Annotated in this window: 11 protein-coding genes; 4 read left to right on the top strand and 7 right to left on the bottom strand. The window is 73.0% G+C overall.

The window, feature by feature from the left end; all coding sequences use genetic code 11:
• Window positions 1-42: 42 nt before the first annotated feature.
• Together ACZ6J5_RS16610 and ACZ6J5_RS16605 are read left to right on the top strand one after the other, a co-directional pair.
• Window positions 43-735, top strand: a complete 693-nt coding sequence (locus ACZ6J5_RS16610) for a TNT domain-containing protein (RefSeq protein ID WP_469391998.1) — start codon at window positions 43-45, stop codon at window positions 733-735.
• On the top strand, window positions 732-971 hold the full coding sequence (locus ACZ6J5_RS16605; protein ID WP_469391997.1) for a hypothetical protein: 240 nt from the start codon (window positions 732-734) through the stop codon (window positions 969-971). Before ACZ6J5_RS16610 ends, ACZ6J5_RS16605 begins: the two co-directional genes overlap by 4 nt.
• A 28-nt stretch (window positions 972-999) precedes the next feature.
• Here the strand turns inward: ACZ6J5_RS16605 and ACZ6J5_RS16600 are convergent, their stop codons facing one another.
• The 5 genes from ACZ6J5_RS16600 to ACZ6J5_RS16580 all read right to left on the bottom strand — a co-directional run bounded on the left by ACZ6J5_RS16600 (window position 1000) and on the right by ACZ6J5_RS16580 (window position 7748).
• Window positions 1000-2136, bottom strand: coding sequence for an XdhC family protein (locus ACZ6J5_RS16600; protein WP_469391995.1), 1137 nt, complete (start codon window positions 2134-2136; stop codon window positions 1000-1002).
• Between the two features lie 43 nt (window positions 2137-2179).
• Window positions 2180-3646, bottom strand: a complete 1467-nt coding sequence (locus tag ACZ6J5_RS16595) for an NCS2 family permease (RefSeq protein WP_469391993.1) — start codon at window positions 3644-3646, stop codon at window positions 2180-2182.
• Between the two features lie 204 nt (window positions 3647-3850).
• Window positions 3851-6256, bottom strand: a complete 2406-nt coding sequence (gene pucD, locus ACZ6J5_RS16590) for a xanthine dehydrogenase subunit D (RefSeq protein WP_469391991.1) — start codon at window positions 6254-6256, stop codon at window positions 3851-3853.
• A gap of 2 nt (window positions 6257-6258) precedes the next feature.
• A complete protein-coding gene (locus tag ACZ6J5_RS16585) occupies window positions 6259-6855 on the bottom strand; it encodes a (2Fe-2S)-binding protein (RefSeq protein ID WP_469391990.1) in 597 nt (198 codons plus the stop codon).
• A gap of 2 nt (window positions 6856-6857) precedes the next feature.
• Window positions 6858-7748, bottom strand: a complete 891-nt coding sequence (locus tag ACZ6J5_RS16580; RefSeq protein ID WP_469391988.1) for an FAD binding domain-containing protein — start codon at window positions 7746-7748, stop codon at window positions 6858-6860.
• 298 nt (window positions 7749-8046) lie between these two features.
• On the opposite strand from ACZ6J5_RS16580, the gene ACZ6J5_RS16575 reads away from it, so the two are divergent.
• Both ACZ6J5_RS16575 and ACZ6J5_RS16570 read left to right on the top strand, forming a co-directional pair.
• Window positions 8047-9738 carry a PucR family transcriptional regulator gene (locus ACZ6J5_RS16575; RefSeq protein ID WP_469391986.1) on the top strand — a complete coding sequence of 564 codons (1692 nt, stop codon included), beginning with the start codon at window positions 8047-8049 and terminating at the stop codon, window positions 9736-9738.
• A gap of 161 nt (window positions 9739-9899) precedes the next feature.
• Entirely contained in the window at window positions 9900-10694 is a 795-nt protein-coding gene (locus tag ACZ6J5_RS16570) for a hypothetical protein (protein WP_469391984.1), read from the top strand.
• 172 nt (window positions 10695-10866) lie between these two features.
• On the opposite strand, the gene ACZ6J5_RS16565 is transcribed toward ACZ6J5_RS16570, so the two are convergent.
• A complete protein-coding gene (locus tag ACZ6J5_RS16565; RefSeq protein WP_469391983.1) occupies window positions 10867-12399 on the bottom strand; it encodes a WD40 repeat domain-containing protein in 1533 nt (510 codons plus the stop codon).
• Window positions 12400-12478: 79 nt separating this feature from the next.
• Window positions 12479-13240 carry a GntR family transcriptional regulator gene (locus ACZ6J5_RS16560; protein WP_469391981.1) on the bottom strand — a complete coding sequence of 254 codons (762 nt, stop codon included), beginning with the start codon at window positions 13238-13240 and terminating at the stop codon, window positions 12479-12481.
• Window positions 13241-13270: the final 30 nt, after the last annotated feature.

Here is a 13270-nt window from a genome sequence, read left to right as displayed (position 1 = left end):
CTGTCCGACCACCGTCCGACCGCGTCCCAAGGAGACATCCGCGTGGAGCACAGCCGTACCGCCCTGAGGATCCGGGCCGTCCTCGCCGCCCTCGGCGTCACCGCCGCCCTCGCCACCGCGCCCGCCGCCGCCGAGACCGCCCCGCCGCCGGCGCCCGGCGCGACGGCCGGCCCGCACGCGCCGTGCACCGGCGAGTTCGAGGGCGACAAGCGGCTCGGGCCGAAGCACCTGCCGAGGAAGTGGCAGGAGCCGGTGGGCCCGCTGCTCAGGAACTACCACCGCACCGGGCGGCTCTCCTCCGCCGACTTCCTCAAGAAGTACTGGGAGGGCCCGGCCGACACCGGGAGCTGGAAGTACCCGCCGAACGACGGCTTCGGCGAGGTCAACGGGCAGGTGGACAAGGCCCCCAAGGCCCTCGCCGAGGGCGCGCGGCTCGACCGCTTCGGCTCCGAGTACGGCGGCTACCTGGCCCCGGCCGGCGACCCGTACGCCAAGCGCGCGCTGCCCCCGCAGAACCTCAACACCCGGGACGCGGCCTTCGCCTGCGACTACCACCTGTACGAGGTGACGAAGACCTTCGTGGTCTGGGAGGGCTCCATCGCCCCCTGGTTCGAACAGCCCGGCGGCGGGCGCCAGATCAAACTGGACGCCGCCTTCCTGAACCCGGGCGAGGGCCAGCGGCTCAACGTGAAGTGGCTCCTCGACAACGGCTACCTGGTACGCCTGGCCGCGTGACCGCACGCGAACGCCTCGCACGGGCGCTCCGGGATTCCGGGGTGCCCGACGAGGCGTACTGGATCGAGGGCGCGCACGAGCCCGTCCCCACCCCGCCCGACTTCGTCTACCTCCGGGCGGCACCGGACGGCGAGGGCTGGGAGACCGGCGTGTACGAACGCGGCACCCACCACCCGGTGACCCGGCACACCACGGAGACGGCGGCCTGCGCCCACCTCCGGGACCTGGCGCTTTAGGGCCCGTCCGGTGATTCCCGCCGGCCGGTCAGGCCACCGAGCCGAGCCGGCCGGCCGGTTCGCGGGGGCCGTCGTGGTGGATCGGGGTGTGGGCGCCGGTGAGGGCGGTGCCGGTGCCGCCCCGGCGGTTGGCGACGATCTCGGCGCCGATGGACAGCGCGGTCTCCTCCGGCGTGCGGGCGCCGAGGTCGAGGCCGATCGGGGAGCGCAGGCGGGCCAGTTCGAGTTCGGTGACGCCGACCTCGCGCAGGCGCTTGTTGCGGTCCTCGTGGGTGCGGCGGGAGCCCATGGCGCCGATGTAGGCGACGGGCAGCTTGAGCGCGATCTGGAGCAGCGGAACGTCGAACTTGGCGTCGTGGGTGAGGACGCAGAGCACCGTGCGGGCGTCGACGTCCGTGGTGGCCAGGTAGCGGTGCGGCCAGGCGACGACGATCTCGTCGGCCTCGGGGAAGCGGAGCCTGGTGGCGAAGACGGGGCGGGCGTCGCAGACGGTGACGTGGTAGCCGAGGAACTTGCCGACGCGCACCAGCGCGGCGGCGAAGTCGATGGCACCGAAGACGATCATGCGCGGGGCCGGGACGGAGGACTCCACGAGGAGGGTCAGCGGCTGTCCGCAGCGGCTGCCGTCCTCGCCGATCGCCACGGTCCCGGTGCGGCCCGCGTCCAGCATCGCGCGGGCCTCGGCGGCGGCGGTGCGGTCGAGCTCGGGGTGGCCGCCGAGGACGCCCTCGTACGAGCCGTCGGGGTGGATCAGGAGGGCCTGGCCCATCAGGTCGTCGGGGCCCTCGACGATCCGGGCCAGGGCCGCCGCCTCGCCCGAGGCGGCGGCGGCCAGCGCGGCGGGGTAGACCCCGCCGCGCACCGGGGTGACGAGGATGTCGATGATGCCGCCGCAGGTCAGACCCACCGCGAAGGCGTCCTCGTCGCTGTAGCCGAAGCGCTCGACGACCGTGCGGCCGTCTTCCAGCGCCTGCCGGCACAGTTCGTAGACCGCGCCCTCCACACAGCCTCCGGAGACCGATCCGATCGCCGTGCCGTCGCTGTCGACGGCGAGTGCGGCGCCCGGCTGCCGGGGCGCGCTCCCGCCGACGGCCACGACGGTGGCGACGGCGAACACGCGTCCCTGCTCGACCCACCGGTGCAGCTCTTCGGCGATGTCCAGCATCTCGACTCCTCGGAATGGTGTGTGGAGGGCGTTACGGGCGTCGTCAGCCGACGCCCAGCCAGCTCTCGATCGGGTTGATCGCGAAGTAGATGACGAAGATGCCGGTCAGCGCCCACATGAAGCCGCCGACCTCCCTCGCCTTGCCCTGCGCGCTCTTGATGACCACGTAGGAGATGACGCCGGCCGCGACACCGGTGGTGATGGTGTACGTGAAGGGCATCAGGACCACGGTGAGGAACACCGGGATCGCGACGGAGCGGTCGCTCCAGTCCACGTGCTTGGCGTTCTGCATCATCATCGAGCCGATGACGACCAGGGCCGCGGCGGCGACCTCCTGCGGCACGATCGCGGTGAGCGGCGTGAAGAAGAGGCACAGGGCGAAGAAGGCGCCGGTGACCACGGAGGCCAGGCCGGTGCGGGCGCCCTCGCCGACGCCGGTGGCGGACTCGACGAAGACCGTCTGGCCGGAGGCGCCGCCGGCGCCGCCGAGGATGCCGCCCGCGCCGTCGATGAACAGCGCCTTGGACAGGCCCGGCATCCGGCCCTTGTCGTCGGCCAGCTTCGCCTCGGTGCCGACGCCCAGGATGGTGGCCATGGCGTCGAAGAAGCCGGCCAGCACCAGGGTGAAGACGATCATGGTGATGGTGATGTAGCCGACGTCGCCCCAGCCGCTGAAGGACACGTGCCCGATCAGGGAGAAGTCCGGGGCGGAGACGGCGCTGCCGTGCAGCTCGGGGGCGCCGGAGAACCAGGCCTTGGCCGGGATGTCGGCGACCGCGTTGAGGACGGCCGCGACGACCGTGCCGGCGACGATGCCGATGAGGATGGCGCCGGGGACGTTGCGGGACTGCAGGGCGAAGATCAGCAGCAGGGTGACGGCGAAGATCAGGACGGGCCAGCCCTGGAGCTCACCGGCCGGGCCGAGGGTGACCGGACCGCCGCCGGGAGCGGGGTTCTCGTGGACGAAACCGGCCTTGACGAAGCCGATGATCGCGATGAAGAGACCGATGCCGATGGTGATGGCGTGCTTGAGCGCGAGGGGTATCGCGTTCATGATCATCTCGCGGAGGCCGGTGACCACCAGGAGACAGATGACCGCGCCGTACGCGACCGACATGCCCATGGCCTGCGGCCAGGTCATGACGGGGACGACCTGCGAGGCCATGACGCCGGAGACGCTGAGTCCGGCGGCGAGGGCCAGCGGGACCTTGCCCCAGAAGCCCATCAGGAGCGTGGTGGCGGCGGCGCACAGCGCCGTCGCGGTGATCAGCGCGGGCTGGCTGAGGACATTGCCGTCCACGTCCTTGCCGCTGAGGATCAGGGGGTTGAGCAGGAGAATGTACGCCATCGCCATGAAGGTGGTGACGCCGCCGCGGATCTCCGTCGCGACGGTGGATCCTCTCTCCGAGATGTGAAAGTACCGGTCGAGCCAAGACCTGCCGGCGGGGTTGCGCGAGCCGGAGCCCGCGTCCTCGGCGGTGGTCTTGGGCTCCACTGACGACTGGGTCATGGGGCCTACTCCCAAGGTTCAAAGGGGCACCCGCATCAGACTTCGAAGGATGTTTCTGATCTGTGAAGCTGCGGGATTTGGGAAATCACGTGGGCTGCACGACCCGGGGGACGGCCCGAGACGAACGGTTGGTGCGGTGTCCCCGGACGGTGCGGGCGGGGGAAGTGTGACGTTCCTGGGAGGCACGCACCGTCCGGAGAGGTCCTACAGGGTGCCGGTGAGCGCCTCGGGGCGGACCGGCGTCTTGTTGAGCTCCAGGCCCGTCGCGTTCCGGATCGCCGCGAGGACGGCCGGGGTGGACGACAGGGTCGGGGCCTCGCCGAGTCCCCGCAGGCCGTACGGCGCGTTGGGGTCGGCCAGTTCGAGGACGTCGACCGGGATGGTCGGCGTGTCGAGGATCGTCGGGATCAGGTAGTCCGTGAAGGAGGGGTTGCGCACCTTCGCGGTCTTCGGGTCCACCATGATCTCTTCCATCACCGCGACGCCCAGGCCCTGGGTGGTGCCACCCTGGATCTGGCCGACGACGGAGAGCATGTTGAGCGCCTTGCCGACGTCCTGCGCGGTGGCGAGCTCGATGACCTTGACCAGGCCGAGCTCGGTGTCCACCTCCACCACCGCGCGGTGCGCGGCGAAGGTGTACTGGACGTGGCCGTCGCCCTGGCCGGTGACCAGGTCGAACGGCACCGTGGCACGGTGGCGGAACTCGAGTTCGAGGTCGATCGGGTCCTCGCCCTCCAGGATGTCCGCGAGGGTCGCGAGCACCTCGCCGCCGTCGGTGACGACCTTGCCGCCCTCCAGGAGCAGCTCGGCGGTCGCCCACGCCGGGTGGTAGGAGCCGTTCTTGCGGCGGCCGATCTCCAGGACCTTCTCGCGGACGGCCTCGCAGGTGTTCTTCACCGCGCCGCCGGTCATGTACGTCTGCCGGGAGGCGGACGTCGAGCCGGCGGAGCCGACCTGGGTGTCGGCCGGGTGGATCGTCACCTGCGTGACGCCGAGCTCGGTACGGGCGATCTGGGCGTGCACGGTGACGCCGCCCTGGCCGACCTCGGCCATCGCCGTGTGGACCATGGCGACCGGCTCGCCGTTGATGACCTGGAGCACCACGCGGGCGGTCGAGTAGTCGTCGAAGCCCTCGGAGAAGCCGACGTTCTTGATGCCGACGGCGTAGCCGACACCGCGGACGACGCCCTCGCCGTGCGTGGTGTTGGACAGGCCGCCGGGCAGCGCGCGGACGTCCGCGCCCTCGCCGGCGGACTCCCACTGGCGCTCCGGCGGCATCGGGCGGGCCTTGACCCGGCGCAGCAGCTCGGCGACCGGGGCCGGCGAGTCCACGACCTGGCCGGTCGGCATGAGCGTGCCCTGCTCCATGGCGTTGAGCTGGCGCAGCTCGACCGGGTCCATGCCCAGCTTGGCCGCCAGCTTGTCCATCTGCGCCTCGTACGCGAAGCACGCCTGGACCGCGCCGAAGCCGCGCATGGCGCCGCAGGGCGGGTTGTTGGTGTAGAGGGCGACCGCCTCGATCTCGACGTCGTCGACCACGTAGGGGCCGGCGCCGAGCGAGGAGGCGTTGCCGACGACGGCCGGGGAGGCCGAGGCGTAGGCGCCGCCGTCGAGGACGATCCGGGCCTTCAGGTGGGTGAGCTTGCCGTCCTTGGTGGCGCCGTGCTCGTAGTGCAGCTTCGCCGGGTGGCGGTGCACGTGCCCGAAGAAGGACTCGAAGCGGTTGTAGACGATCTTGACCGGCTTGCCGGTGCGCAGCGCCAGCAGGCAGGCGTGGATCTGCATCGAGATGTCCTCGCGGCCGCCGAAGGCACCGCCGACGCCGGAGAGCGTCATGCGGACCTTCTCCTCGGGCAGGCCGAGGACGGGGGCGATCTGCTTGAGGTCCGAGTGCAGCCACTGGGTGGCGACGTACAGGTCGACGCCGCCGTCCTCGGCGGGCACGGCCAGGCCGGACTCCGGGCCGAGGAAGGCCTGGTCCTGCATGCCGAAGACGTACTCGCCCTCGACGATCACGTCGGCCCGCTTCCGGGCCTCCGCCACGTTTCCGCGGATGATCGGCTGGCGGTGCACGATGTTCGGGTGCGGGACGTGACCGGAGTGGTGGTCGTCGCGGCCCTCGTGGATGAGCGGCGCGTCCGGAGCGAGCGCGGAGGCCTCGTCGGTGACGACGGGGAGCTCCTTGTACTCGATCTTGATCTTGGCGGCGGCGCGGCGGGCGGTCTCCGGGTGGTCGGCGGCGACCAGCGCCACCGGCTCGCCGTGGTGGCGGACCTTGCCGTGGGCCAGGACGGGGGTGTCCTGGATCTCCAGGCCGTAGTTCTTCACCTCGGCCGGCAGGTCGTCGTAGGTCAGCACGGCGTAGACGCCGGACATCGCGACGGCCTCGGAGATGTCGATGGAGACGATCTCGGCGTGGGCGACCGTGGAGCGCAGGGTCTGGCCCCACAGCATGTCCTCGTGCCACATGTCCGAGGAGTAGGCGAACTCGCCGGTCACCTTGAGGGTGCCGTCGGGGCGGAGCGTGGACTCGCCGATGCCGCCCTTGGTGTGGTTCTGGGTGACGTTGGTCGGCGTGCCCGCCGGAGCGGTGCGCGTGTTCTGCGCCATGGTCAGACCGCCTCTCCCTGACGGGCGGCCGCCAGGCGGACCGCGTCGAGGATCTTCTCGTAGCCCGTGCAGCGGCAGAGGTTGCCGGAGAGGGCCTCGCGGATGTCCTGGTCGGACGGGTCGCTCTGGCGCTCCAGGAGCTCGTCGGCCGCGATCAGCAGACCCGGGGTGCAGAAGCCGCACTGGACGGCGCCGGCGTCGATGAACGCCTGCTGGATGGGGCTCAGTTCGACGCCCTCGCCGGTCTGCGAGTCCTGCGTCGGACGGGCCTGCCACCGCTTCGCCTCGTCGAGCGAGGTGCCGCAGGCGCCGGAGGCGCAGCCACCGTGGCCGGAGTGCTCGGCGCGCTCCTTGGCGAACTCCGCCAGGCCCTCGACGGTGACGACCTCGCGGCCCTCGACCTGTCCGGCGGCGACCAGGCAGGAACAGACCGGGACGCCGTCGAGGCGGACGGTGCAGGAGCCGCACTCGCCCTGCTCGCAGGCGTTCTTCGAGCCGGGCAGGCCCATGCGCTCGCGCAGGACGTAGAGGAGGGACTCGCCCTCCCAGACGTCGTCGGCTTCCTGCGGACGACCGTTGACCGTGAAATTGACGCGCATGGTTATGCAGCTCCCTCAAGCGTGCGGCCGTTGCCGCGGTACTGCTCCCAGGTCCAGCCGAGCTGGCGGCGAGCCATGATGCCGACGGCGTGACGGCGGTACTTGGCGGTGCCTCGGACGTCGTCGATCGGGTTCGCGGCGCCCGAGCAGAGGTCGGCGAACTGCTTCGCGATCGACGGGGTGATGATCTTGCCGTTGTCCCAGAAGCCGCCCTCTTCCAGGGCCGCGTTCAGGAACGCCTCGGCCTCCTTGGCGCGGATCGGGGTCGGCGCGGCGGAGCCGATGCCGGTGCGGACCGTGCGGGTCTCCGGGTGCAGCGCCAGGCCGAAGGCGCAGACCGCGATGACCATCGCGTTGCGGGTGCCGACCTTCGAGTACTGCTGGGGGCCGTCCGCCTTCTTCACGTGGACGGTCTTGATCAGCTCGTCGGGCTCCAGCGCGTTGCGCTTCACGCCCGTGTAGAACGAGTCGATCGGGATGAAGCGGCTGCCACGCACCGACTCGACCTCGACCTCGGCGCCGGCCGCGAGGAGCGCGGGGTGGGCGTCGCCGGCCGGCGACGCGGTGCCCAGGTTGCCGCCGACGCCGCCGCGGTTGCGGATCTGCGGGGAGGCCACCGTGTGCGAGGCGAGCGCCAGGCCCGGGAGCTCCGTACGCAGGTTCTCCATGATCTGCGTGTACGGGACGGAGGCGCCGAGGCGCACGTTCTCCTCGCCGACCTCCCACTCGCGGAGCAACTCGATACGGTTGAGGTCCAGGAGGTACTCGGGACGCCGGTGGTCGAAGTTGATCTCGACCATGATGTCGGTACCACCGGAAATGGGCACGGCCGTGGGGTGCTCGGCCTTGGCGGCGAGCGCCTCCTCCCAGCTGGCGGGGCGAAGGAAGTCCATGGTGGCTCTCTTCTTGTGCTTCTAGTGAACGGGGGGGTCGTCCGTACGGGCCTGGGATGACGGCCGGCCCTCGACGATCTCTTCATGAGCTGTTAACGCGGTGTGTGGCCTAGTACACAAGCCCGTGTCGTCCGGGTGCAGTCACCGAAAACATGAAGGAGTTGGCTGGCTGCCATCCTCGTCTTGTAGATTCGAACGAACGGCGGGAAGCAGAAACCTCTCCGTTTTCCCCTGGAAACGGTGGCACCACGCCACCGGCGACAACGCGACACCCACGAGAAGGAACGGCGGCGACAACATGCGGCTGCGCGCACTGCTGGAGAACGACGCGCTCGGGCTGCGCCTGCTCGGCGGCGACGAGGAGCTGGACCGCACCGTCCGTGGCGTGATGACGACGGACCTCAAGGACCCCAGCCGCTATCTGTCGGGGGGCGAGCTCGTCCTCACCGGCCTCGCCTGGCTGCGGGACGCGGACGACGCCGAGCCCTTCGTCCGGATCCTGGCCGCCGCCGGGGTCGCCGCGCTGGCCGCCGGCGAAGCCGAGCTCGGCGACATCCCCGACGATCTCGTACAGGCGTGTTCGCGCCACCGCCTTCCCCTGTTCGCAGTAAACGAGTCCGTTGCTTTCGCGACGATCACCGAGCATGTTGTTCGACAGGTGTCCGGCGAGCGGGCCGGGGACCTCGCCGCCGTCGTCGACCGGCACCGGCGGCTCATGACCTCCGGGCCCGCCGGGGGCGGGCCCGAGGTCGTCCTCGATCTGCTCGGGTCCGACCTCGACCTCCGGGCCTGGGTGCTCTCCCCCACCGGACGCCAGATCGCCGGCGCCGGGGAGCCCCTGGAGCCGTCTCTCGCCGCCACCCTGGCGGGCGAACACCTCGCCGCCACCCGCACCGGGCGGCGCGGGCCGCACCGGCTGAACCTCGGCGGAAGCACCTACTCCCTCTTCCCGATCCGCAACACCGGGCGCGGCGCCGCGCCCGCCGCCCGGGACGTCCGCGAGACCGTCCTCTCCGACTGGCTGCTCGCCGTCGAGGCCGACGCCGGCGACTGGCCCGCCGCCCGGCTCGACCTGCTCCAGGGCGTCACCCAGCTCATCGCCGTCGAGCGGGACCGCCGCGACGCCTCCCGCACGGTGCGGCGACGGCTCGCCCAGGAGGTCCTGGAGCTCGTCCAGACCGGAGCCGCGCCCGCCGAGATCGCCGCCCGGCTCCGGGTCGCCGCGCCCGTCCTGTTGCCCGGGCTCGGCAGCGCGCCGCACTGGCAGGTCGTCGTCGCCCGCGTCGAGTGGGACGAGACCGCCGGGCAGGGCGGGACGCTCGACAGCGGGCCCGTCGCCCAGGCGCTTCTGGAGGAGATCCTGGTCGACCCCGCCGGCGCCGACTCCGCCGACCGGATCGCCGTCGCCCACAGCGGCGACGAGGCCATCGCGCTCGTGCCGCTGGCCGCCGCGCCGCTGCCCGACAGCGAGGACGAGGCGCCCGCCGTCGCGCTCGGGCTGCACGCCGACGCGCTGCTCGCCGCCGTGCGGGCGCCGCTGTCCTCCGGTCTCTCCGACGACGGGCGGCTCACCCTCGGCGTCAGCGCCGCCGTGCACTCCGCCGAGGGGCTGCGCGGGGCGCTGGAGGAGGCCCGGCACGCCCGCCGCGTCGCCGCCGCCCGGCCGGGGCGGGTCTGCGCCGCCGGGCACCACGAGCTCGCCTCGCACGTGCTGCTCCTGCCGTTCGTGCCGGACGACGTGCGGCGCGCCTTCACGGCGCGGCTGCTCGACCCGCTGCGCGACTACGACCGGCGGCACAGAGCCGAGCTCATCCCGACGCTGGAGGCCTTCCTCGACTGCGACGGGTCCTGGACCCGCTGCGCCACCCGGCTCCACCTGCACGTGAACACGCTGCGGTACCGGGTCGGGCGGATCGAGCAGCTCACCGGGCGGGATCTGTCCCGGCTGGAGGACAAGCTCGACTTCTTCCTCGCGCTGCGGATGAGCTGATCCGTTCCATGTGATCCGTTCATCTCTTCGGGTGATCAACGGAGTTGACGGGGTGGCAGGTCACTGCCGCCCCGTTCCGCGTTCCGGCGCCCGATCGCGGTCATCCTCCTTGTGAAATCTTTCACCCGACCCCTTGGCCCCGGGGCCGTGGGCGTGCTGAGATGCGCTCCTACTCACAGCTCGATGGCGCGCTCGGGGAGGGCAATGTGGCGTACGGCCGGGGAACCCCACTGGAGACGGCGGTCTGGAGACTCCGCTCCCGCGGTTGCTGGACGGACGCGGCCGAACTGCTCGCCCCACGCGCCACGGAACCCGCCGCGGCCCTGGAGCGGGCCGCCCTGCTGATCGAACGGTGCCTCTACACCGAGCAGGGCTGGGGCGACGCGGAGGACGCGCTCCGGGCGGCCGAGGCCGTCGCCCGCACCGACGAGGAGCGGGGGGCCGCCGCGTGTGAGCGGGGGTACCTGGCGTACGCCTCGACCCTGTTGGGGGTCCGGGACCGCGTCGACGAGGCCCGTGCCGCCCTGGGGCGCGCCGCCGCCCTGCTCGAACCCGAGTCGTCCGGGCGGGCCCTTCTCGACTTCCGGCGCGGGCTCATCGCGCAGAACCTCGGCGAGTCCCCGCAGGCCGCCCGCGCCGCCTACCGCAAGGCCCACGCCGGGGCCGCCGCCCACGGCGACTCGCTGCTGCTCTCGTTCACCTGGCGGCATCTCGCCGGGCTCGCCCTGCGCGAGGGGGAGCTGGCCGAGGCCCGGCACGGGTTCGCCGAATCGCTGCGCATCCGGGAGGAGCTGGGGTATCTCGTCGGGACCGCCCCGGCTCTCGCCTCGCTCGCCGAGGCCGAGGTCGAGCCCGAGGCCGGGCGGCTGCGCGCCGAGGCGCTGCGGCTGTTCCGGCTGCTGGGTGGGGTTCCTACCTGGCTCGCCTCTCAGTTGACTCCGCGGCCTGCCGTGTAGGGGTGGCGGGGTGGTGCCGCGGGGGGCGGGGAGGGGGGTGCGTTCTGGACTGCATGATTTACGGCGCGGGGCGGGCGGTTGTCGAGAGCCGCTTCTTGTTCCGCGCCACAAATCACGCTTTACGTCCTGAACGCACCCCCCTCCCCGCCCCCCGCTCCCGTTCGTTCCTCGTTCAGTTGGTGGCGCGGTCCAGGATCGTCAAGGACTCGTCCATGCCGATCAGGAGTCCCGCGTCCCGCGTCACCGCCACCGCCCTCACGGGTGGGCCCGGGCGGAAGGTGCGGTGGGCGCTAGTCGTCGGGGCGTGCAGCTGTACGGTTCCGTCCGCCCACGCCATCGCCACGAACGGGCCGTACGGCGTCTCCGCCGCGTGCAGTGCCACGACCGGGGACGGGCGTTCCGCCAGGGGGGCCGGGTCCGGGTCCTCGCCCGGGATCCAGCGGCGGACCGTTCCGTCCGTGCCGCCGCTGCACACGAACGGGGTCTCCGACTCCACCGCCGCCACCGCCGTCACCCTGCCGCTGTGCGGCGCCGCCTGGTGCAGGCCGGTCAGGCCGAAGGCGTGCACCGAGCCCAGCCGGTCGCCCACGATCACCGAGCCCTGGATCGCCGCCAGGGCCGTGCCCGGGTGCCGGGTGAGCGTCGCCGCCACCGCTTCGGTGAGGCGCTGGAGGTAGGGCGGGCGGGGGGCCGTGCCGGGGACCGTGTGGAGGCGGCCCCGTTCGTCCAGGAGCAGGACCGTGCCGTCGGGGGTGGGGGCCAGGGCCGTCAGCCGGCCCCGGACCGGGTGGTCCAGGCGGCCCCTCGGGTGGGCGTCCGCCGCGTCCAGGAGGCGGACCGTGCCGGTGCGGTCCGCCGCGAGGACGGTGCCGCCCTGGACCGCCAGCGCGGCGACCGGGCCCGGCCAGGGGGGTGCCACGTCGCCGGTGACCCTCGTCCACCGCACCTTCCAGGGCGCCGGTTCCGCGATCTCGCGTAGCGCCGGCGCGAGCCTCGGGTCCGCGCCGTCGCCCAGGGACGTCAGGAGGGCCAGGGCGCGGTCCGCCGGGGTGCCGGCCGCGCAGAGGGCCTGTCCGGCGCGCAGCCACGCCGCGCGCAGGCCGCCGTGCCCGTCGTCCGCGTCCCGCACGTAGCCCGCCGTCACCCGGTAGGGGTCCGCCGTGACCACCGCGGTGGGGTCGGAGAGGTCCGGGAGGGGCCCGTCCTTCGCGGCCGGGGCCGGCGGGGCCTCGTGCTGTTCCGCGTCGATCACCCTCGCTCTCGACGCCGTGAGGATCGCCTGCTCCGGTGTGCCCTCGCGGGTCTCCACGACGATCCGGATCCTGCCCTGCGTGGCCAGGTCCCTCAGCAGTTCGGCTATGCGGGCCGGTTCCGCGGAGGCGTGGAGGGCCGGGAGGAGAAGGATCGTGCGCGGGGTGCGGCCCGGCTCGGTGGTCGCCAGGACGTGGACCAGGTCGGCGGGCGAGGTGGCGACCACGCCCAGGTGGGACGCGATCGCCCAGGCGGCGCCCAGGGCGGACTGGCCCGCCAGCGGGACCAGGGCGCGCGCGGTGCGGCGGCGGCCGGCGGCGCGGGGGGTCTGCCCGGCCAGCCAGTCGAGCAGGCCGGGGGCTTCGGTGACGAGGCAGAGGCGCGGGGCCTCGGGGTCCGTGAGCCAGCCGAGCAGGGCCGAGGCCCCGGGGCGCTCCGCGCGGACGGACGGCATGGGCACCTCTCGGTCGGCGCGGTCGCGACGGGTGTCGTGCTGACGTGGTCGACCTTAGTCGCCCGGGGCGCTCGCGTCGTCAGTCCTGCGCCCCCGCGAAGTGCTCCCGTACGAGTGAGGAGACGACCGGGAGGTCCTGGGCGATCAGGGCGTCGAGCAGGGCGCTGTGCTCGGCGGCGTCCGCGACGAGTTCGCCGTGGGTGGTGGCGGGGGCGCTCACCAGCGGCCACTGGGAGCGGCGGTGCAGGTCGTCGGCGATGAGCAGGAGCTGGCGGTTGCCGGCGAGGGCGAGGACGGCGCGGTGGAAGGCCCGGTCGGCCTCGGCGTAGTGGGCGCGGTCGCCTCGGGCGGCGGCGGCCCCGGTGGCCTCGGCGAGCGGGCGGAGTTCGGTCCAGCGGTCGGCCGGGACGGTGCGGGCGAGGCGGAGCATGACGGGAACCTCGATGAGGGCCCTGATCTCGGCGAGTTCGGCCAGCTCGGTGGGGGTGCGCTCGGTGACCCGGAAGCCCCGGTTGGGGACGACCTCGACGGCGCCCTCGGTGGCGAGCCGCTGCATGGCCTCGCGGACGGGGGTGGCGGAGACGCCGAAGCGTTCGCCGAGCGCGGGGGCGGAGTAGACCTCGCCGGGGACGAGTTCGCCGCCGACGAGGGCGGTGCGGAGGGCTTCGAGGATCTGGCCGCGGACGGAGTGGCGGCGGACCGGGCGGGGGGCCGGACCGGGGGCGGGGTCCTCGCCGTGGGTGTGTTCGCCTCGGACGTCCTGGGCGCGGGTCTGTTCGGGGACCCTCGCCGCCGTGGCCGAGCGGTCCGTGGTCCGCTCGCGCGTACTGCCCTGCTCCACCCGGGTCCTCCTGCGCTTTGGTGCCGGGCC

It is taken from the genome of Streptomyces sp. NPDC042100, assembly GCF_055582325.1.
The sequence above is the reverse complement of the archived record's forward strand: the minus strand, read 5'-3'. Positions and strand labels throughout refer to the sequence as shown.